Consider the following 23025-nt stretch of genomic DNA (forward strand, 5'->3'; position numbering starts at 1 on the left):
CTTATCTTTTATTTTTGGTCAAGCTGTTCGCTTGTTTTGCCGAATCTTCTTTCCTTGTTCTGGTAGTCGTATATACATTTGAAGAAATCCTCTTTTCCGAAATCCGGCCACATAATATCCAAGAACTGCAGTTCGGCGTACGCGATTTGCCAAAGCAGGAAATTACTGATTCTTACTTCGCCGCTTGTTCTTATGAGTAGGTCAACTGCGGGAATATCTTTTGTATAGAGGTGGTTTTCGAAAATTTTTTCGTCAATCTCTTCAACTTCGAGTTTACCATTTTTAACTTCTTCACTGATCTTCTTTACCGCGTTGAGGATTTCTCTTTGCGATCCATAACTTAACGCCAGAACCAGATTACCTCTCTTGTTATTTTTGGTAATATCCACCAAATTAAGCATCTGATCACGCACGAGTGGTGGAAGTTTTTCAATTTCTCCGATTACGTGCATCCTTAATCCCTTTGTGAAAATTTCTTCCGCTTCCAGCAAAAGCGTTTCGGAAATCAATGTCATTAAGGTATTGACTTCACTTTGCGGACGGTTCCAGTTCTCCGTGGAAAATGTGTAAAGGGTAAGGAATGGGATATGGATTTCGTTACAGGCATTCACCGCGTTGCGCACCGCCTGAATCGCGTGTTTGTGACCGTAGGTTCTTTCTTCCCCGCGAGATTTAGCCCACCTTCCGTTCCCATCCATAATGATGGCAACGTGCTTTGGGAGCATATCCGGATTTAACTTTTCTTTAATCGACTGCATTTTTACTAATCACAATAACAAGGTGGTCTTCCAAAAGAATAGCTCAATCCTATGGAGATCGAGTTTAACCAGTCTTTGGAATTGATGTTGCCGATTTGTCTGTTTTTCAGAAACTCTTCGGTTCTTCGTTCGACTTCCGGTTTAAACTGCTCGTCCTGAAGAAGGGATTTGGTAGTTCCCGGCATCAGAATATCTTTATTATAGGTCACTTTCACATCCGACTGGTCAATCACACTATAATCAATGGTATCTGAAAATGTGGGTCTGAACATCACTTCGCCGAAAAGCGACCAATTATAATTGAATTTATATTTGATTCCGACTCCAAAAGGAACAGCCATAGCAATTTTTTTCGTGGATGTGTAAGTCGGAGTCATTAAGAAATCTGTATTATCAACAGGGGTTTGAGCTGCGCCACCTACTCTGCGAAAATCTGCCTCTAAGATTGCTTGTGGCGTATTTGCAAGAAGCGCTCCTATACCTCCAAAAACATAAGGACTCGCAATTCCTTTCTGCTCATCATTCACTGGAAAGAAATTGTATTCGAAAAGCGCATCAAGCTCTACAATCGAGTTGGTACCCCAAAGTTTTCTGTTCTGGCGATAAAGTTCTTTCGCAACGGCATCAATAAACTGGATGTGGATGTATCCCAAATTGATCCGTACTGTTTGATAGGGATTAAAATTCATCCGATAAAGCACGCTTCCGTAAAATGGCATCCCGTAATCGCGCATGTTACTCAAAACAGGTTTCTGCAGAATATAATTGGTTTTGCCAATATCTCCCACCAAATTGCTCATACCCAGCTGAACACCTATTTCATGCCGTTGACCTTTATAAAGGACAGACACAAAAACAATCGCGAGTGACAGGATTATTTTCTTTTGCACAAAATACCGAAAGTCAATTTTCATAAATAATTTTGCAAATATAAAACTTTTTTACCTTAAAGAAATTCTTAATTTTTAGTTAAAAACCCTCAATAAACTATAATTTTCGGGGTCGAATTTGACTTAAAAACGACAAAAGAAACTTTTTATGATTTAAACTAAAAAAGTCCCTCTTAATTGAGAGACCCATTTAGAGATTAATCTCTTCCGAAAATTTTCCGGATGATATTTCTAATCTTAATCAGCAGCGGTTCTTTGTAATTTTTATCTTCATCAAAATAACCGTATCCATAACCGTAACCGTATCCATAGCCGTAACCGTATCCATAGCCATATCCCTGCTTGAATTCGAAGTCGTTATAGAGCAATCCCAGGTTTTTCACTTCCTGTTTATGGTATTTCTCGATAATCATTTTCAGCATATACTTTTCCGTATATTCGTGTCGAACCACATAAATACTTGCGTCTGCGTACTTCATCAATTCGAACGGGTCTGCAACTAAACCAACCGGTGGTGAATCCAAAATAATAAAATCATAGTGGTTTCTAAGCTCCTGGATGAACTCAATATTTCTGTCGCTCATCAGTAACTCCGAAGGGTTTGGCGGAATTGGTCCTGAAGTGGCTACATGCAGATTAGGAATTTGGGTCTGGTTGATAATTTGGCTCATCTCCACTTCGCCGGTAAGGAAATTGGAAATCCCGTATTTGTTGTTGATCTGGAAATCGCCGAAAATTTTTGGCTTTCTCAAGTCCATTCCCAATAGAATGGTTTTCTTGCCACTCAGCCCTAAAACTGAAGCTATATTAATAGAGGCATAGGTTTTCCCTTCTCCCCCAATTGAAGAAGTTAGGAGGATCACTTTAGATTTGCCGTCTTCTTTATGCAGGAACCTCAAATTTGCCCGGACTCCACGGAATGCTTCCGATATGGAGGAACGCGGCTGTTCGAGCACTGTAAGGTTGTTGTCGTGGTTGTTCTTCCCGATGACGCCGAGTAACGGTATCTTGGTTACACTGACCAACTCCTTGATGTTTCGGATTCTGTTGTCCATTGCCTCCGAAATACCGATAAAGAAAAGCGGCAGGAAAAGCAGACCTCCAATGATCATGTACTTCGTTTTCTCAACATCGGGAGCAATTGGACCCTGCCCAAGATTTTTAGCTGGGTCTATTACCGTAATGTCCGATTTATTGGTCGCTACACGAATCTGCGTTTCATTTTGCTTGGTAAGCAAGGAATTATAGGTCGCCTCGATCATATTGTAACCTCTCTCCGCGTCCAGATAGCGCCTTTCCTTTTCTGGATAAGTCATCAAATCCACATTGGTTGCTGCAATTTCCCGATCTATTTTGTAGATTTCGTTGCGGTATATATTGTAATAATTGTTTAGCGAGCCATTAGAGCTTCCTCTTGCCTCACTAATCAGGCGGTTGATTTCCCGCATTGGCTCAGAATTCGGGGTGTAGATGAGTGCGAGTTCTCGCCTCTTTGCGTAGAGCGCTTTCAGTTCGCTCACTGTCGCCGAAAACGCGCCATCTTCGATCCCGGCAGAATTGGTGCTGATCATTCTGTCGAGATTTTGGGACATCAACGTATTACGGATGTTATTGAGCGAGCTTAACTTTGTTAGGATCTCTGCTTTTTTGGATTCAAGCTCTTTGATTCTGGTGAGCGATTTTTCGTCTCTGTCTTTGATATTATAAAGTCCTTCCTGTGTTTTCAGCCGGTTGAGAACAGCCGCGCTGGAATCCAGTTTACTCCGGATTTTTGTCAGGTTATCGTTAAGGTATTGTTCTGTATTCTTATCTACCGTGTTTCGGTCAATCAATCTTTTTTTCTGTAATTCATCTACAGAAATATTGAGAAAGTTAACCGTCTCATTCAGATTAAAACCTCTTTTGGTGATCATCATAATCGAGCCGATTTCTTTGTCGAAATCAACCGAAATGGTATTGACCAAACTATTAACCTTATTATTTACGGTTGAAAGTGTGACGATAATATTATCAAACTCTATGGAACTTGGTTGCGGGTTTTCCAATAGGCGGAACTTAAGATTAGGCGCGACATACCATTCATTCAAACCAATTATTTTGTCTTTTGGTCTTTTAAATTTAGGAATGTTGAGAAATCCTTCTGATTCGTAGGAGTACACCCTGTTCAGTTCTCCTTCTAAGGGCAGAACAACTTCGTATCTGCCTTTACCTTTAGGCATTAAGGTAATCGGATAATCAACCTGTTGAGGGTAGTCTTTATCGATTTCCAAAAAAACAGGTGAATCAAACTTATCAATATAAGTTTCCTTGATGAGCCCTTTCGTTGAATAGTTGGCATATAAATCCAGCCGCTTTACAAGATATTCGTTGTGCGACCGAGAGAGGAGCATTTTTTTCAGATAAATTCCATCCTGATTGTTGGATTGCCCCCAAATAAAATTAATGGACTGATTAGGTGTGAAATAACTTGCCGTGTTATTAGAAATACTTAACGAAAGGTTCGAAGCGTAAATCCTCTGTGCATAATACTTGCTGTAAAACCACGAAATCGCATAGCCCATGATGGCCATCAGTACGAACCAATACCAATTTTTCAGAATCCGAGAAATAAAGTGCTCAACATCGAAAAATGTGAATGAGCCCACCTTTTCAGTTGAAGCAGTTGCGCTCTTGCTCATATTATCTTTTCCCGGAATCATAATCTTGTAAGAATCAAGTAAATAGAAAGTGCGGTAGTTAATACTGAAACGCCGGTTGTAAGAGTTTGAACGGGATCTTTTCCGAATCCGTTAAGGTTTTTGGAGCGTGTGTTGAGATAAATTTCGTCTCCATTCTGCACCCAGTAATAAGGTGAATTCATCAGGTCTTCGCGGGTGAGGTCAATTTTGGCGATCTTAATTCCTTCTGGGAGCTTTCTGTGAATCACGACGTTGGTTCTGTCCACCGTTCTGTTTAACCCACCGTTGATCGCAAGTGCTTCTGTAATTGTGAGTGTGTTCTTGTGGGTGATTTTTTCTCCGGTAATTCCTACGGTTTCCACATCACCTAAAATATAGTAGGTAATTCCGTCGGTATTGAGCCGAACTTCAGATTTTCCCTCAAGGAAATTTTCGTTGACTCTATTTTGGATTTCCTGGGCAATGTCTTCAATGGTTCTTCCCTCAGCTTTTACAAATCCGATCCCAAAAATATTAATATCACCTTTGGAATCCACCCTTAAACCATTAAAATAAATATTGGTATTTCCTCCAGAATTGTTGCCGGTTGAAGTAACATTTGCCGGTCTTGCTCCCTGTACTCCGCCGGTTGCCGGATTGTTGATAGGAGCATTTAATGTGGAGTAAAACTGTGCCGCATCACCTTTTGGAGTAGTCACGATATTCAGGGTGAGCATATCGTTTTTCGTCACCCGGTAAATGGGTATATTGTAGGGGACCAGTCCTTCTTCATTGATTACCAGACTTTCATTCGGTTGCAAATATCTAACGTCTTTCGTTGAAATACAAGAAGTAACCATCAGAGAAAGAGCTATAAGAAATAAAACAACTTTGTTTTTCATCAGCTTGTGCATAGCTTGCAAAAATAATAAATAATTAATTACCCTTTTCCCGTAAATACAGAATGAGCTTCGGGATATAAGCTCCGATTAAACCAATTCCCATTACCAAAAAAAGCAGGAGATTCACCTCTAAGTGTCGAAAATAATAAACGACTGAAACCACAAAAAGATAATACAGAATGATATAGAATGTTGCTCTCCGGTGCGTCATACCCAACCTCAGCATCGAATGGTGAATGTGGTTCTTATCGGCAATAAATGGCGACTTGCGATTTACCAGACGGATTATAATAACGTTAAAAGTATCGATAATTGGCAAAATAAGTATTGCCATCGCGATTGCGGGTACAGACTTCAAATAATATCTTGGAACTCCCGGAAATTTCTCATCGATAAAGATATCAATAAAACAGATTGCAGTAAATCCCAGCAGAAAACCGAGAATCATCGATCCGGTATCCCCCATAAATATTTTGCGCTGTCTCTGGTTCGAAAGGTTATAATACAGGAAGCCGGAAACTGCTCCAATAATAACCCCGGATAATACTACCAAAGGATAGTTTAATGGCCCCAACCGAAAATAGCTAATACCGAACATTGCGCTGCAAATTATGGAATAACCTCCTGCCAAACCATCAATCCCGTCAATTAAGTTAAATGCATTAATCAAGATGATAAAAGTAAAAATACTGAAAAGCACGCTCGCTACATAACCAATTTCGTGAATCCCGAAAACTCCAAAGAAACTCTTGATCCGTACATCAGAACCAACAACTAAAAGTGTCACTACCACAATCTGGGCAAGAAGTTTCTTGTACGCGCGCATCACAACAATATCATCCATCACACCAACATAAAGCAAGATCACAAGTGATGCAAATAGAAATTTATAAAGTTCGAAAAGTTCGAATGCGAAAATAGATGCAGAAATCGCCAAAGATGCAAACAACGCGATGCCCCCCAGATTCGGAATTTTTCTTTGGTGCGAACTCCTTAAACCAGGTTCGTCCATCAGGTTTTTTCTTCTCGAAATCTTTACAATGATCGGAATCATGTAAAAAGTAATGAGGAAAGCCAACAGCGTACCCGCCACAAACTTTACATAAAAGATGGGTATTGAAAAATTTTCAAAAAAACTCTTTAGCAGGTCCATTGCATTACCATAACTTGTTCGTATAACGCCCCAAGGTGAATTTTCCACGGTCACCATTTCCCTGTCCGAAATAAAAGAACATGGCGACAAAGTAGCTTACAAAGCCAATATACAGAAAACGCCTTGCCTGATCACGAACAGCATAAACCAAATTCGGCAGACAAAACATTGTCACAAAAAACATATAGACTCCCGGAAGACGCACCGCAAAAATACCGTTTGACCGGAAAAAATAAAAGAGGAACATCCCGAAAACGGCAAGATTTCTCATATACTCATACCACCAAACTTCTTCACACCCTTTCTTGTCATACCGAATCAACACGATAATAAAAAGAATCTTCACAATATCGTTAAGCCCGGTTTCAACTTCATTACCGTAGTATCTGTCATCCAGATACCCTGTATATGCTCCGGAAATATCTTTCGGAGTAAGTGAGCTAAAAAGATTCCCACCAAATCGATAAAGTTCGAAAGGTGAAGATAAAACAGCGAAAACCAAAACCCAGAAAATCCTTGTACTGTTCATTGGAATTTTCACCAGCCAGTAAGCCGGCAAAAAAACGATGGATGTCTTATGGAATCCGATTGCAATATAAAGGCACAGTAGAAACATCCACAGGTTTCTTTCCTTAATAAATTTAAAGGATGCAGCGCACACCGCGATTCCCAAACCCTGTCTCATCTGCCCCGAATCCTCAAAAAACATAATGGGCATAAAGTAAAAAAGCAATGCCAATGCGGGGAACTCGACATTTTCATAGATCGTCGTAAATTTCAGCGTCACCGTAATGATCGCCATAATCAGCGTTACCACATAAAACGGAAACCCAATATCGAAAACAATCTTATTGATCAGTACAAAAATCCACTCTATTTCTTCTGCATTGGGTCTGAAAAGCGCTTTGTCCCAAACATCTCCATAAGTGGTGTAAAGAGAAAATCCCGAGAAAAGCATTTTATACACAGGATAATCTGCACCTACATTTTCACGCAAGCCAACTGCGATGATAATCAAAAAAGCAACGATCCACACAGCAGCTTTCTGTTTTTTTCCCGAGCCAAAAACCTCCTGATAACTTGCAAACAGGAGGATAATAAAAATCAGGATGAAAATCGGGTGTAAAATCGGCATCGATAAATCCGTGTGTTTTTAGAGCAGTTTTCGGAGCAGTTTTTCCTGACCGAAAAAATATAATAGGTAATACACTTTTTTCTTTAAAGGCAAAGATAAAAGATAATTCCTTCCAAAACGTTTATAACACAATATTTCTGCAAATGAAATTTTATTCTCACTGATGAAGCTTTTCAGCGCCGCCGACATTTTTGCATAAACCTCAACTTCTTTTACAAATGCGAGGTACGCCAGAAAGGTGTATACTCCCTCCAAAATCTTAAAGTTTTTGAGGTCAGATGCTTTGGAAGAATATTTCGAAGTCTTAAAAACTGCCTCTACATCCGAAACCGCATTTAAGATATCCAGTCCTTTTTCGGTATGCGATTTTGTGATGGAATCGGTACGTTCCAAATATTGGTAATGGTAATTTTGGGTTTGAGCCAAAGTTTCGCACTGCAGCAGAAGTTGCGGGATCAGCTGAATATCTTCGAAATGGATCCCTTTCTCAAATCTCTTATTTTCAAAGAGTTCTCTTTTGAAAATTTTATTACATGCAAAATAAGAAAGGTCTGCAAACACCGAAAAGTTCTTTTCCAAATCAATTTTCTCAGGCATATTGGGAATTTGCGTAAGCTTCTGCGTAACATTTCCATTCTCGTCCACTTTTCGTAGATTACAGATGACCATTTCCGCGGAGTGTTTCTTTGCAAGTCCGTACATTTCCTCAAACATTTTTTCAGAAACGTAATCGTCGCTATCCACAAATCCGACTAACTCACCAGAAGAGTGATTCAAACCAAAATTTCGGGCGTCACTCAACCCCCCATTTTCTTTGATGAAGGACTTTATCTTTAATGGAAATCGAGCGGCAAACTCATCAATAATATTTTGCGAATTATCACTGCTTCCATCATTTACAACAAGAATTTCAATATCTTCCAATGTTTGATTCACCAACGAATTCAAACATTTTTCCAGATACTGTTCTGTATTATAAACTGGGACTATTACAGAAACCTTCTTCATTGCTTAAGGTTTTCCGTTACGTTTTACATACAGGAAATAATCTTTTCCGATCGGCCGTACTCCGTAAACTAATTTTACTATTTCCGGCGCATTCTGATGGATTTCTGCGATCGGGTATTCCTTTACCAACGAATAATGTTCATCAAAATATGCTTTGTCTCCCTCTTTCATTTGATAGTACCCTTTTCCGCTGTCTGGCTTCACGCCAATGCTCAGAATATAATTCGGTTGAAATTTACGCAGAGAATTCATCCACCAATAGTGTTCATCGGCTGTCATTTCGTCAAGAATCTTTTTGTTCACCAAACCTACTTCATCGTAAGTGTAAAGATTGGTGTAGAAAGGTATTTTTCCGGCAGGTTCCAACAGGATCGACTGTTCCATATTCGTTCCGTTCGCGGCAATATCTTTGGCGATCTGCACACGCTGCGTATTTTCCATATACCCAATTGCGTAGGACTGCACCAGCTGAAAAAGATAAAGACCAATAAAAATCAAAAATATCGAAGGAACCAAAATCCGCTTCCTGATCCTTACAAAATTTAACAGATAATAGATTACCGCAACAAACAGAAAAACCCGCGGAAGCCAGTAATACCAGTCAAAATACGCCTTTAGAAAAGCAAAAACAGAAATTTTCAGTAAAGCAAAAACAACAACCGCAACCAGAATCACCTTCACTTTATAAGCTATTCTGTCTTTATTTTTAATGATTTTGACCATTGCAAAACAGAGCAAGGCAAGAAATCCGAGAAAGATAAACAGCGTAACAAACGAATATTTCTTGATGAGCCCGCCATAATAAGCCCATTGAATAAGGAAATAATCCAAATTATTGTTCGGCGTCAAATTTTTGTAGGCGATTTTTTTGGCTGAAATCGTGTGATTCACCAACTCGCCAAAATAAAAGTAGTTAAAACCAACAACGCTCACCAAACCGACAACTCCACCGACAATGAAGGTCCAATTCAGTTTTCTCTTCAGGTATAAATCAGCCAGAAACATTACCCCAAGAAAAATTACGGTATCCACTCTTGTCCAAAGCAACAGGATCGGGAATAGAAAAAATGCCCAGTTTTTCAGCTTGAAGAATCCGTAATAAATCAGCCCGCAATACAGAAAAAAGAGAATCCCATATTCCATACCTACACAGGATGCGGTAATCGCAGGTGGAACAAGGTTAAGTAAAACCACAAAAAAACCTCGGCGAAGCGTGTCCTGCGGAAAAAGAATTTTACCTAACCAAATTGAGCCGATTGCAAATAATACCGCGCTGAAAACAAGAATCGGATAAATAAAATCCTCCCCAAAAATCAACTGAAAAAACGCGGAAACTACTGTATAGAGATGCGTCGTAGAAGCCGAAATCCTATCTTCCCCATTAAACCCAATCACTCCGTAATTGAGCAGATTTTTTGCAACGCGCCAAGTGATAAAGGAATCTTCCTGAATGTGCTTCGTTAAAAAAACCGGGATTTTAACCGCCAATGTAATGGCAATCAAAAGAATATTATTTGAAAAAATTTTAGACAACCATTTACTCATATATTCAGATTATATAAAAATGATTGTACGTTTGGTCACCATCATCGGTGTTGGATTTTTCTCTGTCATCTGTGTGTTTAAGCAACAAAAATATCGTATTTTTCTTAATACCAAAAGGTTGTCGGCCGAAATCAGCTTTTCATAAACCTTTTGTCGAGCATTCCCTGTTTTGCGGCTTCGTATTCGAATCTTGAGCACGGAATCAGGTTTTCGGTTTTCTCATCATCGCCGAAATACCATAAACCGCTGAACGTATCTCTCTTAAACGCAAACTGGTTATCGTCGATCATCACCCAAAAAGTTTCGAAATGTCTTTCTTTTGGGTGCGATTTCTGAATGTTGACCCCCTCGATCAAATGCCAAATCATCTGCGCCAAAAGTTGATGGTTAAGATGCTCCGAAGAATTGGCGTTAAAGTTGAAAATCCCCGCCGATTTCAGGTTTTCGCTTAATCCGATTTCCTTCATATAAGCGCAGATTTCTCTTCTATTAAGTCCGTTCACTTGTGGGTTTACCGAGAAACCGTCGCCATAACTTTCCACCGCGTCGCAGTTTACCGTAATCAGATCCGCTCTTCTGAAATAGGGTTCTGTTTTTTCGGTGGAGTTCATCATTTCCGCCAAACGGATGATTTCAAATTCCACCTCCTTCATCAGTTTTACCGAATCGATTTCGTTGAGGTGTTTCTGATAACCGAGATGGTGATAGTTCTTAATACTGAAGGTCTTTGAACTGAGAATTTTTGCCAGAAAGTTCTTTTCATTAATCTCTTCACCTTCGTTGAGGAGCGAGATGATGTTTGAAATCTGAGTGTAGTTGATATTTTTTTGGTGGAAGTTTAATGCCGAAAAAAGAGAATGCGCCAAATCATTGCTTCCACCGATGATTATGGGAATCGCGTTTTTGTAATGACACATCGAGAGTACTTCCTGTAGAACATAATGCGTATCCTGATGCGACTTCCCCGAAATCAGGTCGCCCAAATCGCAAATTGGAATTTCAAAATCGAGTTTGGAAAGTCGGTACAACTCTCTCCGAACATTGACGTAGTCGAAAATTTCTGCCTCCCCGAATTTGATGCCGCGATAATCCGAGCAGAAAACCAGGGCAATTCCGTCTTCCTTAATTTCGTTGCTGATGATATTGCCGAGCTGCCATTTTTCGGTCTTGAATTCTTTTGGCGGAATCAGGATGTCGTCGAGGTTCATTCTTATGTTTTAGTTTTGAGGTCGTGTGCGTAAAGGATTTTTACAAATTTAATGAAAATCCCATATCACCAAAATGAAAAACGCTTCCAGTGTTGTTCTGAAAGCGCAATTTATTTGAAGTGCAAACTATTTCTTTTTCGCTGCCGTTTTCTTCGCAGGAATTTTTCTCGCAGCTGCCTTTTTTGCCGCTGGTTTTTTCTTCTCTGCGAAAGCAGTTTTGTCCTGCGCGGTGATCCATTTTTTCACCTCGTCCAAAGAAACTTCCTTCAGCGCTTCAGCGGTGTATTTTTCATCCTTTTTATTTTTCGGAATCTTAAACATCGCTTTCCCGAATTTGATAAACGGTCCCCATCTTCCGTTTTCGATGGAGATTTTTTCTTTCTCCCACTGTTGGATGTAGCGGTTCGCCTCTTTTTCAAGTTTGGCGTCGATCAGCTCGTTGATGTCGCTTTGTGAGAGGTTTTCGAAATCATATTTCTTAGGTACATTCACAAACATCGATTGGTATTTGATGAATGGGCCGAATCTTCCTGTTCCTTTCGTTACTGGTTCTCCTTTGTACGTTGCGATCGGCGCGTCGGCAATTTTCTTTTCGTTGATGATTTCCTCCGCTCTTTCCTGATTTACAGAAAGCGGGTCTTCTCCTTTTGGAATCGAGATAAAGGTTTCGCCCCATTTCACATACGGTCCGAATCTTCCGACACCGATGGTTACGGATTTTCCTTCGAAATCTTTCAGATCGAACGGAATTTTGAATAACTCCAGAGCTTCTTCCAGAGTGATCGTCGCGATGTTCTGACTCTGCATTAATGAGGCATAAGTTTTCTGCTCATCATCCGCTTCGCCAATTTGAATCATCGCTCCATAACGTCCCATTCTTGCATAAACGTTTTTGCCAGATTTCGGGTCTTTACCCAACAAACGCTCTCCTGTTGCCCGATCCGCGTGTTCTTCCACATCCTCAATTCTCGGGTGGAAAAAATCGTAGAAACTGGTCATCACGTTTTTCCATTGTTTGCCGCCGTCTGCAATATCGTCAAATTCCTGTTCCACTCTTGCTGTGAATCCGTAATCAAGGATTTCTGCAAAGTTTTCGGTCAGGAATTCATTCACCACTTCACCAATGTCGGTGGGAACGAACTTATTTTTGTCGCCACCGAATTTTTCAGATAGAATTTCTTTCTTAATGTCTTTAGTTAAAGTCATTTTCAGGATTTCTCTTTCCTGCGGAAGCACTTCTCTCTTATCGACATATTCACGGTTTTGGATCGTCTGAATCGTCGGTGCATAAGTTGAAGGTCGCCCGATTCCGAGTTCCTCCAGTTTTTTTACCAACGCGGCTTCGGTATATCTTGCGGCAGGTTTCGTAAATTTTTCTATCGCGGTGATTTTCTTGAAAGTCAAGGTTTCTCCCACAGAAACTTTAGGCAATAATTTTTCGTTGTTTTCCTCATCATCGTCGTCGGATTTGGTGATTCCATAAACCTTCAGGAAACCGTCGAAAATAATGACTTCACCTTGCGCTTCGAACTGGGTGGGAAGTTTTGGATTCCCGATTTCAATAGTAGTCTTCTCAATTTTGGCATTCGCCATTTGCGACGCCAAAGTTCTTTTATAAATGAGTTGATAAAGCTTGTTCAGCTGTGCATCGCCAATCGACTTTACTGAAAAATCGGTTGGTCGGATCGCTTCGTGCGCTTCCTGTGCGGAAGCAGATTTGGTGGTATAATTTCTTGGGTTAGAATACGCTTCGCCAAACTCCGAAAGAATCTGTGCTTTCGCACCGTTGATCGCTTCCTGCGAAAGATTCACAGAATCGGTTCTCATATAGGTAATGTACCCTTCTTCATAGAGTCGCTGTGCAACACGCATCGTCGAAGTAACGCCGTATCCCAATCTGTTACTCGCTTCCTGCTGCAAAGTAGAAGTGGTGAAAGGAGCGGATGCAGAACGGGTTCCAGGTTTTTTCTCTACATTTAGAACTTTGAATTCGGTGTTTTTTGAAAGTTCAAGAAATTTTTCCGCCTCAGTTTCTTCAGAAAAATCTTTTTTGAGTTTCGCGGAAATTTCCTGCTTTTCAGAATTGAGGAAAACCCCGTCGAGTTTGAAAGTGGATTTTGCAACGAAATCGCGTATCTCTTTTTCACGCTCCACAACCAACCTCACTGCAACGGACTGCACTCTTCCCGCGGAAAGTCCCGTCTTTACTTTTTTCCAGAGAACGGGCGACATTTCGAAACCAACGATTCGGTCGAGAACTCTTCTCGCCTGCTGCGCGTTTACAAGATTTTGGTCAATTTTTCTGGGATTTTCGATTGCTTTCAGAATGGCGTTCTTCGTGATTTCGTGGAAGACGATTCTTTTGGTACGGTCTTCTTTCAGCTTTAATTCCTGCGCAAGATGCCATGCAATTGCTTCTCCTTCGCGGTCCTCATCGGAAGCGAGCCACACTGTTTCTGCATTTTTTACAGCGGTCTTCAGTTCGGCGACAATTTTTTTCTTGTCGGGTGAAACTTCGTAATCTGGAGTAAAAGTAGCAAGGTCGATTCCCATTCCTTTCTTAGGCAAATCACGGATATGTCCGAAACTTGATTTCACTTCGAACTCCTTTCCCAAATATTTCTGAATGGTCTTTGCTTTTGCTGGTGACTCTACGATTACTAAATTTTTTGGCATCCTGAAAATTTTTGCAAAAGTAGAAGTTTTTTTTAACTCGCAAATTTTTGTCGTTTTGTGTTGAAATTCTTCACCATTTTCTAATTGTTGAATTAATTTTAAAAACATACCACTTGCCCTGTTCACTTCTTTTAAAAAACATTTAACACGCTATATATAATAAGGTGTTATTTTTGCAATACCATCGGAAAGCACATTTTTTGAAAAATTTCATTAAAAATACCATCCAGAGCCAAAAAGTATTCTACCGCTACTTCCGCAGGAAGGGGCTGAAAAGGTTTCTTAAAGAAAATATTCTTGAAAGCGACGGCAGCAACGAAACCAAGGCGAAATCAATCGCATTGGGCGTTTTCATTGGATTGTCGCCTTTTTGGGGACTGCACTCTTTTTTGGCAATTACGCTCTCTGTGTATTTCAAACTCAATAAGCTGCTATCTTTTATGTTCTCGCAACTTACTTTACCACCACTGATTCCCGTGATTATTTTCCTTTCGATGATGGTGGGATCGCCTTTTGTAAAAGAAAGTGTGAGTTTTGAAAACGCAACTTTCGACCTGGAATTTATCAAGCAAAACATTGTGCAGTACACCATCGGAAGCTTGATTTTGGCGACCGCGGCAGCTGCAGTTTTTGGTTTCGGCTCTTATTTTCTCCTAAAAATGCTCGATCCGAAACGAAGCCGCCGATAAGAAAATACTTTAAATTCTCTGTTTGCATTTAGAGTTCTTCAAAAAACACGCAAAGATTTCTACCAGTTATCCTGCTTATTATTAAGAAAGCAAAGCGCGATCCGCTAAAGCGAATTGATGAAGTTTGCGCGAATTTTCCGCCTAAATCTTCGCATCCTCAAATTCATTTCCAAGAAAATCTGCGACATCCGCGAAATCTGCGAGAAGTAACCATTTCGAAAACTATATTCGTGCATTTGTAGCAAAATCTTAGCGAGCAAACTCCTTAGCATGTTATAGATTAATTTTGTAGAAAACAGATTTAAGAAATAAGCTAAATTTGCGAATCGTTTCAAATCCGCCAATGCACCGATTTTTTATTTCCATTTTTTGGTTTATTCAGAAAAACAAAATTTCCACTGTTTTAGTGGCGATGACGTTATTGGCGGTTTGCGGATTTTTCGGCTCGAAGATTCATTTTGAGGAAGACATCAACCAAATTATTCCAAAAAACGACAAATCCGATATCACAGCGAAAGTTCTTAAGCAGCTGAATTTCTCCGATCAAATTGTCGTTATCATCGAACAGAAAGGAGACACGGACGAATTCGCACTCTCCGAAACCGCCGACAGTTTTTTGGATAAAATCACTCCTTTAAAAAAATACATCAATAACGTACAGGGAAAAGTTGATGAGGAAGAAATCACCCAAACCTTCGATTTCGTCAACCAAAATCTGCCGTTGTTCCTGAATGATAACGACTACCGCGAAATTTCGCAAAAGCTAAACTCCGACAGCATCGCCAAAAAAGTTGAGCAAAATTATGCAGCGCTGGTTTCGCCGACGAGTTTGGTCACGAAAAACTTTATTAAAAAAGATCCGCTCGGAATCTCGTTTCTCGGACTGAAAAAACTGGAATCGCTGAATATGGGCAATGACTTCCGACTGGAAAACAATTACATCGTCACCAAAGACGGCAAACATCTCCTGCTTTTTATCGAACCCAAATTTGGCGGTGCCGAAACGAAAAACAACGAAGTTTTTGCTGACGGACTGGATACTATTAAGGATCAACTCAACCAACGGTTCAAAGAAAAAACCGAAATCAGTTATTTTGGTTCGCCAATTATCGCGGTTGCCAATGCGAAACAAATCAAGAGCGACATTCAGAAAACGGTGGTCATCGCACTGGTCGTACTTCTCGCGTTGTTGATCTTTTACTTTAGAAATCTTTTCACGCCGATCATTATTTTTCTTCCGACAGTTTTCGCAGTTGGGATTGCGTTGTGCAGCATCTATTTTTTGCGCGACAGGATTTCGGCGATTTCGCTGAGCGTGGGTGCAATTTTGCTGGGAATCACCGTTGATTACGCACTTCACGTTTTGACACACCTTAAAAAAAGCGGCAATATCGAAGAGCTTTACCGCGAAATCACACAACCTGTTCTAATGAGCAGCTTTACGACGGCGATCTCTTTTCTGTGCCTGGTTTTCGTGCATTCCGAGGCGTTGATCGATTTAGGAATTTTTGCATCGATAAGCGTCCTGAGTTCTTCATTTTTTGCATTGATCATTGTTCCCCAACTTTATCATCCGAAAGAAGTCGAAAACCAAAAACCCAACTTTATCGACCGTATCGGTTCCTACGATTACGACAAAAACAAGTTTCTGCTGATCTTCTGCTCCATCGTGATTATCGCGTGTTTCTTCGGTTTCAGCAAAGTGAAATTCAACGAAAATATCGGCAACCTGAATTTCGTGCCCGATGAAATGAAAAAGACCGAGCGCAAACTGGAACAACTTTCCGACATCACGTCGAAATCCATCTACACCGTTTCCTACGGAAAATCCGAAGCCGAAGCCCTAGAAAAAAACACCCAACTTTTCGAATTTTTAAACGACAACAAAACCAAAAACGGCATCATCAGCTTTTCATCGGTTGGCGAAGTGGTTCTGAGCAAAAAAGAGCAACAGGAAAAAATTGAAAAATGGAACAGCTTCTGGAATGCCGAACGAAAAAAACAGGTGACAGAAGACCTTGTTAAAAACGGCAACAAATTCGGCTTCAACGAAAATGCTTTTTCAGATTTTCAGGGATTGCTCACTAAAACTTTCGAACCCATTTCGCTCGACGAATACCAAACGCTGAAACCGCTTCAGCTCCAGAATTTCATTAATGAAAAAGATGGACTTTATACGGTTTCGAATATCGTGAAGATCGACGAAAAAAGCCGCGACCAATTTATAAAATCTGTTGAAGAAAAAGGAGGAATCATCGCAATCGACCGACAACAAATGAACGAGAACTTTCTCGGACTGCTCAAAAAAGATTTCGGCTCGCTCATCAATTATTCGCTTATCGCGATTGTTCTAATCCTGTTTGTGTTTTTTAGAAAGGTGGAACTCACAATGCTTGCGATGGTTCCCATCATTTTAACGGGGATTGTTACCGCGGGAATTCTGTATTTCTTCGGAATGCAGCTGAATATTTTTAGCACGATTGTGTGCACTTTGGTTTTCGGAGTTGGTGTAGATTTCAGCATTTTCCTTACACAGGCGCTGATGAAGGAAAACACCACAGGAAAAAATGTGCTTCCAACATACCGCACCTCGATTATTCTGGCTGTCTTAACTACGGTTTTGGCGATCGGAACTTTGATTTTCGCAAAACATCCCGCACTGCATTCCGTCGCATCAGTCGCATTGATTGGAATGTTTTCGGTGCTCATCATCACTTTTTCGCTCTACCCTTTTCTATTCCGACTTCTCATTATTAAAAGACAGAAAAAAGGTCTTTCGCAACTGACGCTCAGATTGTTCTTGCACTCGGTTTTGTCTTTTGCCTATTACGGAATTGGCGGATTTCTTTTCTCTCTTTTCGGGCATTTCTTCGTGCCAAAAGCTGGAAAAAAAGGACTGTTAAGTATTAAGAAAACAATGGCCGCTTTCCTGAAATCGGTATTGTATTCGAATCCATTTGTAAAGAAAAAAGTCATTAATCCCAACAATGAAACCTTTGAAAAACCCGCAGTAATCATCGCAAACCACACCTCTTTTCTGGATACTTTGGTTATTGCGATGGTGACTCACAAAGCGGTTTTCCTTGTAAATGACTGGGTGTATAACTCGCCCGTTTTTGGAAAAATGGTGAGAGCTTTGGGATTTTATCCCGTTTCGCAGGGAATTGAAAACGGTACCGAACAACTCCGCGAAAAGGTGGAACAGGGTTTTTCGTTAATGGTTTTTCCCGAAGCGACGCGATCTTCAGACAATAACGTGAAGCGATTTCACAAAGGGGCTTTTTATCTCGCGGAAGAATTTGGGCTCGATATTTTGCCGATCTACATCCACGGAAATTCCGAGGTTCTGCCCAAAAACGACTATATTATCTACAACGGTTCGATTACGGCGAAAGTGGGAAACAGAATTTCAAACACCGACCTGAGTTTCGGCAAAAATTATTCGGAAAGAGGCAAAAATATCAACAGACTTTTCCGTGAAGAATTTGCGAAACTGCGGACAGAAATTGAGGATGAAGATTATTTTAAAGAAAAACTTTTCCTTTCATTCCTTTATAAAGACAGCGAAGTGGTCGCAGAAGTAAAAAATGATTTTAACGCCAACAAGAAAAAATACCACGCATTAAATTCCCTGATCGGAAAAGACGATGTGGTGCTGCATTTCTCCTCAGATTTCGGGCAGAAAGATATTTTGCTTACGTTGCAGGAAGCATCACGAACGGTGTATTCCTTTAATTCCAATCTTGAAAAAAGAGAGATTGCAAAGCAGAACCACAATGTGAAAACTCGCAAGATTTTCTACATCGATTCACTTTCTGAAATGAAGAAATCTCCCGATGTACTACTCATTTCTGATAAAGATTTCGATTGGAAATTCATCGAAACCATTCCAAAAAAAGTTGTTTTTCTTAATGTGGAACCCTTCTTTCCAGAGCATACAAAATTTTTACCCATAAATAATTATGACGGAATTTTTATTTATGGCATAGAATGATTTTTTTGATATTTTTGCAATACACAACCCGAAAAAATGGCGAAGAACATCCTTGTCACGTATTATTCCCAAACCGGACAGCTCGAGGAAATTGTAAAAAATGTCACCAAAGCACTCGCTGAAAAAAAGGAGGAATTCAACGTTGTCTATTACGAAATCAAACTGAAAAACGACTTTGAATTCCCCTGGAAATCTGAGGTTTTCTATGACACCTTTCCAGAGTCTTACCTGCAGGTTCCACGAGAAATTTTGCCACCTCCCGAAGAAGTTCTGAACACCAAATTCGATCTGGTTATTTTTGGTTATCAGGTTTGGTTCCTCACTCCTTCGATTCCTGTAATCTCTTTTCTGAAAAGCGAATATGCCGAAAAAATATTGAGCAATACGAAACTTATTACGGTTTCAGGAACAAGAAATATGTGGATGCTTTCTCAGGAAAAACTGAAAGTTTACTTCAGAAAACTCAATATGCAGTTGGTCGGAAACATCGCTCTGGTCGATCGTCACGACAATTATACCAGTGTAATCACCATTCTGAACTGGATGCAGACCGGCAAAAAAGAACAGCCAAAACCACTCCCAAGCGCTGGAGTTGACGATAAGGAAATCGCGGCTTCCACCAAATACGGAACCATTATTCTACCTTATGCCGAAAAAGAAAATTACGACGGAATGCAGCAGGAACTCGTGAAAAACGGAGCTGTAGAAGTACGACCATTTCTGTTAAAAGTTGAAACCGTTGGAAATAAACTCTTTACGGTTTTCTCTAAACTGATCAAAAACAATCCGCACAAAAGGAAGTTTTGGGTGAGTGTTTACAAATTCTATTTATTTTTTGCAATTTGGATTGTTTCGCCGATTGTGTTGTTTTTTTTCACTATTTTAACACCGTTTTTTTGGAATAAAAGACAAAAGCAAATCAAACATTTTCAAGGAATTTAAAAATCAGACCTTATCACTATGAACGAAGTATATATCACAAAATCATCAGTTTACCTTCCGAACGAACCCATCAATAACGATGAAATGGAGAATTATCTCGGTTTGGTCAACGGAAAACCCTCTAAAGCGAAAGCATTAATTTTAAGAAACAACGGAATCACGACCCGTTATTACGCTTTAGACAAAAACGGAAAGTCAACTCACACCAATGCCGAAATTACTGCAAATGCCGTTGAACAACTGTTTGACGATCAGTTTACAAGAGATGATCTGCAGCTGATTTCGTGCGGAACAACTTCGGCGGACCAGATTCAGCCATCACATTCTTCGATGGTTCACGGACTTTTGAATAATGGGAAATCGATTGAAATCAATACTTCTACTGGATTGTGTAATGCGGGAATGAACGCTTTCAACTACGCTTTTCTTTCAGTAAAAGCGGGAACTGTTGACAACGCGGTTTGTGTCGGTTCCGAGAGATTTTCTGCGTGGATGACCGCGGATAAATTCAACCACGAAGTTGAAAATTTAAAGCAATTGGAAGAAAAACCAATTGTCGCCTTCAAAAGAGAATTCCTTCGCTGGATGCTTTCCGACGGAGCTGGAGCGTTTTTGCTACAAAATAAACCGAGAGAAAATTCCGTGAACCTCCGTGTGGAATTCATCGATTTTTATTCCTACGCACACGAAATCGAAACCTGTATGTATTCAGGCGCTGAAAAGCAGGAAGACGGAACTTTGAAATCCTGGGCAGATTACCCGTCCGACGAATGGCTGAAAGAATCGATCTTCGCACTGAAGCAGGATACGCGGCTTTTAGATGAATTTATTTTGAAGAAAGGAGCGCAGTCTTTGCGGGCATCTTTCGACAAACACAATATCAAACCCGAAGATATGGACCACGTTTTGGCGCACATTTCTTCGAACTATTTCAAAGTTGGTTTGAAGGAAGAATTCGCCGCAGTTGGTCTGGATTTCCCTTGGGAAAAATGGTATTACAACCTTTCGGAAGTTGGAAACATCGGTGCAGGTTCGATCTTTATCGCCACCTCGGAACTGATGAATTCAGGAAAACTGAAAAAAGGTGAAAAAGTGTTACTCTGTGTTCCAGAAAGTGGAAGATTTGCATATTCCTGCGCTTTATTGACGGTTTGTTAATGGAAATCAAACTTCCCATTTTCGATGCTGCATTTGTAGAAACATTAATTCCACAAAAAAAACCTTTCGTGATGGTCGATGCGCTGATTTCTTTTTCTGAAAGGGAATTGGAATCCGCATTTACACCCGACGAAACCGCGATTTTTTGTGAGAACGGCTACTTTCAGTCCGCAGGAATTTTGGAACATCAAGCGCAAAGTGTCGCACTGCACACTGGCTACAAATGCTTCCTGCGAAACGAGATTCCACCAGTTGGATACATCGGCGCAGTAAAATCCTTTGAAGTTTTCGAGCTGCCAAAAATTTCAGAAAAACTGCAAACCAAAATTCAGATTCTGGAAGAACTGATGGGAGTGACTTTAGTAGAAATCTCGACAACAGCAGCTGGGAAAGACATCGCAAAATCAGTAATGAAAACTGTTTTGAACAGCAGCTCAACTTAATACCAAAGCTCATTAACCAAGAAAATATCAATATCCGCGATTTTCTTCCGCACCGCGAACCGATGCTGATGGTGGATTACATCCTGGAGATTTCTGAAGAAAAAGTGGTGACTAATTTTTTGATTAAAGAGGAGAATCCCTTCGTTGAAGAAGACCATTTTTCTGAACCTGGGCTGATCGAAAACGCCGCTCAAACCTGTTCGGCAATTGTAGGACAAAGTTTCTTTGGCGACGGAAAGGAAAACGTGAAGCTCATCGGATTTATTACCAATATCAAGAAAGTCAGTATTTTTGAAGTTCCGAAAGTTGGAGAACAAATTCTGACAAAAGCAGAACTGGTCGCAAAATTTGGAAATATCTGCACAATGAAATGCAGCACTTTTTGTGGCGAACGTTTATTGAGCGAGGCAGAAATCAACCTTTTCATTAAAGAGACCAACGCATGAAAAAAGAAGATATTCCGCAGGATGACAGCACATTACAGTCGGCAAACATGACCGAAGTGATGTACGTAACCGACGAATACGACAACTACACCACCGCACGAAGCACCGGTTGGGAAGCGAAAAACCTCGCGCTAGACGAATCGATGACGCTCATCAACGAAAGAATCGAGGAAGCACGAAAAAAAGTTGAAGCGGGAACAGCAAGTCCGATCGCGTACTTTATGGAAAAAAATAAGATGGATTTGGGCGTACTTTCTGCGTATGTCGGAATCTGGAGTTTCTTTGTGAAAAGGCATTTGAAACCAGGAGGATTTAAGAAACTAAGTGAAAAAACCTTAAAAAAATACGCAGCCGCTTTCGACATCACAGTTGATGAGCTAAAAAATTTTGACGGTAAACAATGAAAGTAGATTTTGAACATCACCAAACGGCACACTGCGAAAACGGCGTAGCTTCGAACTTACTCAGAAACAAAGGGATAGAAATCAGCGAACCGATGATTTTCGGGATCGGATCGGGTTTGTTTTTTGTGTACCTCCCTTTTCTTAAAGTTAATTTTTCGCCTGGTTTCAGCTACCGACCGATGCCTGGAACAATTTTTTCTAAGGCGGCTAAACGTTTGGGAATCAAGATCAAGAGAGAAAAATTTTCAGACTCGAAAAAGGCGCAGCAAAGACTTGAAGAAAACCTCAAAAGCAATAATCCGACCGGTTTGCAGGTCGGCGTTTTCAACCTCACCTATTTTCCTGAAGAATATAAATTCCACTTCAATGCCCACAATCTCGTGGTGTATGGAAAAGAAAACGGCAAATTCCTGATCAGCGATCCCGTGATGGATTTCGTGACGGAGCTTTCCGAAGCCGAACTCGAAAAAGTGCGTTTCGCAAAAGGCGCGCTTTCGCCGAAAGGTCATATGTACTACCCAATTTACGTTCCCGAAAATCTTCATTTGGAAGAAGCCATCAAAAAAGGAATCCGCGAAACCTGCAATAAAATGCTCGCTCCAGTTCCTTTAATCGGCGTGAAAGCGATTCGTTGGGTAGCGAGAAATATCCCGAAATGGGCAGAAAAAAAAGGTGCAAAAACCACCAATCACTATCTCGGTCAGCTCATCCGAATGCAGGAAGAAATCGGAACCGGCGGTGGTGGATTCCGATATATTTATGGCGCATTTCTTCAGGAAGCTGCAGATGTTCTTCAGAATGAAAAGCTACGTGAACTCTCAAAAGAAATTACTGAAATCGGTGATCTGTGGCGGGATTTTGCGGTTGATATCGCACGAGTTTATAAAAACCGAAACTCGAAATCCGACATTTACAACCACCTCTCAAAATCGATGCTCCACATTGCAGATCTGGAGGAAGCTTTCTACAAGAAACTGAAAAAGGCGATTTAGCAAAAAGATAAAAAAAAAATTCTAA

18 protein-coding genes are annotated in these 23025 nt (G+C 40.4%); 8 read left to right on the forward strand and 10 right to left on the reverse strand.

Annotation, left to right across the window (positions count from 1 at the left end; translation table 11 throughout):
- Nucleotides 1-8 precede the first annotated feature (8 nt).
- The 10 genes from MTP09_RS13020 to topA all read right to left on the reverse strand — a co-directional run bounded on the left by MTP09_RS13020 (nucleotide 9) and on the right by topA (nucleotide 13932).
- A complete protein-coding gene (locus MTP09_RS13020) occupies nucleotides 9-758 on the reverse strand; it encodes an isoprenyl transferase (RefSeq protein WP_243548793.1) in 750 nt (249 codons plus the stop codon).
- 5 nt (nucleotides 759-763) lie between these two features.
- Nucleotides 764-1672 carry a type IX secretion system protein PorG gene (gene porG, locus MTP09_RS13025; protein WP_243548795.1) on the reverse strand — a complete coding sequence of 303 codons (909 nt, stop codon included), beginning with the start codon at nucleotides 1670-1672 and terminating at the stop codon, nucleotides 764-766.
- Nucleotides 1673-1845: 173 nt separating this feature from the next.
- Nucleotides 1846-4347, reverse strand: coding sequence for an exopolysaccharide transport family protein (locus MTP09_RS13030; protein ID WP_243548797.1), 2502 nt, complete (start codon nucleotides 4345-4347; stop codon nucleotides 1846-1848).
- Nucleotides 4344-5207, reverse strand: a complete 864-nt coding sequence (locus MTP09_RS13035) for a polysaccharide biosynthesis/export family protein (protein WP_243548799.1) — start codon at nucleotides 5205-5207, stop codon at nucleotides 4344-4346. The genes MTP09_RS13030 and MTP09_RS13035 overlap by 4 nt, the downstream gene beginning before the upstream one ends.
- Nucleotides 5208-5241: 34 nt before the next feature.
- Nucleotides 5242-6360, reverse strand: a complete 1119-nt coding sequence (locus tag MTP09_RS13040; protein ID WP_243548801.1) for a glycosyltransferase family 4 protein — start codon at nucleotides 6358-6360, stop codon at nucleotides 5242-5244.
- Between the two features lie 4 nt (nucleotides 6361-6364).
- Nucleotides 6365-7495, reverse strand: coding sequence for an EpsG family protein (locus MTP09_RS13045; protein WP_243548803.1), 1131 nt, complete (start codon nucleotides 7493-7495; stop codon nucleotides 6365-6367).
- A gap of 18 nt (nucleotides 7496-7513) precedes the next feature.
- Complete coding sequence (locus MTP09_RS13050; RefSeq protein WP_243548811.1) at nucleotides 7514-8503, reverse strand: glycosyltransferase family 2 protein; 990 nt, start codon at nucleotides 8501-8503, stop codon at nucleotides 7514-7516.
- 3 nt (nucleotides 8504-8506) lie between these two features.
- Nucleotides 8507-10006: a hypothetical protein gene (locus MTP09_RS13055; RefSeq protein ID WP_243548812.1), complete on the reverse strand. Its 1500-nt coding sequence runs from the start codon at nucleotides 10004-10006 to the stop codon at nucleotides 8507-8509.
- Nucleotides 10007-10179: 173 nt separating this feature from the next.
- Nucleotides 10180-11256 (reverse strand): formimidoylglutamase, encoded by a 1077-nt coding sequence (locus MTP09_RS13060; protein WP_243548813.1) that lies wholly within the window; start codon nucleotides 11254-11256, stop codon nucleotides 10180-10182.
- A gap of 126 nt (nucleotides 11257-11382) precedes the next feature.
- Nucleotides 11383-13932: a type I DNA topoisomerase gene (gene topA, locus MTP09_RS13065; protein WP_243548814.1), complete on the reverse strand. Its 2550-nt coding sequence runs from the start codon at nucleotides 13930-13932 to the stop codon at nucleotides 11383-11385.
- A gap of 200 nt (nucleotides 13933-14132) precedes the next feature.
- Between topA and MTP09_RS13070 the strand changes: the two genes are divergently transcribed.
- The 8 genes from MTP09_RS13070 (at nucleotide 14133) to MTP09_RS13105 (ending at nucleotide 23000) form a co-directional block, all read left to right on the forward strand.
- Nucleotides 14133-14621, forward strand: a complete 489-nt coding sequence (locus MTP09_RS13070; protein ID WP_243548815.1) for a DUF2062 domain-containing protein — start codon at nucleotides 14133-14135, stop codon at nucleotides 14619-14621.
- A gap of 343 nt (nucleotides 14622-14964) precedes the next feature.
- Nucleotides 14965-18615, forward strand: coding sequence for an MMPL family transporter (locus tag MTP09_RS13075; protein ID WP_243548816.1), 3651 nt, complete (start codon nucleotides 14965-14967; stop codon nucleotides 18613-18615).
- Between the two features lie 36 nt (nucleotides 18616-18651).
- Nucleotides 18652-19557, forward strand: a complete 906-nt coding sequence (locus MTP09_RS13080; protein ID WP_243548817.1) for a dialkylrecorsinol condensing enzyme DarA — start codon at nucleotides 18652-18654, stop codon at nucleotides 19555-19557.
- Between the two features lie 18 nt (nucleotides 19558-19575).
- A complete protein-coding gene (locus MTP09_RS13085; RefSeq protein WP_243548824.1) occupies nucleotides 19576-20715 on the forward strand; it encodes a beta-ketoacyl-ACP synthase III in 1140 nt (379 codons plus the stop codon).
- Complete coding sequence (locus MTP09_RS13090) at nucleotides 20715-21158, forward strand: hypothetical protein (RefSeq protein WP_243548826.1); 444 nt, start codon at nucleotides 20715-20717, stop codon at nucleotides 21156-21158. The genes MTP09_RS13085 and MTP09_RS13090 overlap by 1 nt, the downstream gene beginning before the upstream one ends.
- A gap of 68 nt (nucleotides 21159-21226) precedes the next feature.
- Entirely contained in the window at nucleotides 21227-21604 is a 378-nt protein-coding gene (locus MTP09_RS13095) for an ABC transporter permease (RefSeq protein ID WP_243548828.1), read from the forward strand.
- Nucleotides 21601-22008, forward strand: a complete 408-nt coding sequence (locus tag MTP09_RS13100) for a hypothetical protein (RefSeq protein WP_243548830.1) — start codon at nucleotides 21601-21603, stop codon at nucleotides 22006-22008. Before MTP09_RS13095 ends, MTP09_RS13100 begins: the two co-directional genes overlap by 4 nt.
- Nucleotides 22005-23000 carry a BtrH N-terminal domain-containing protein gene (locus MTP09_RS13105; protein WP_243548833.1) on the forward strand — a complete coding sequence of 332 codons (996 nt, stop codon included), beginning with the start codon at nucleotides 22005-22007 and terminating at the stop codon, nucleotides 22998-23000. Before MTP09_RS13100 ends, MTP09_RS13105 begins: the two co-directional genes overlap by 4 nt.
- Nucleotides 23001-23025 lie beyond the last annotated feature (25 nt).

It is taken from the genome of Chryseobacterium suipulveris (assembly GCF_022811685.1).
In the GTDB taxonomy this organism is placed as follows: domain Bacteria; phylum Bacteroidota; class Bacteroidia; order Flavobacteriales; family Weeksellaceae; genus Kaistella; species Kaistella suipulveris.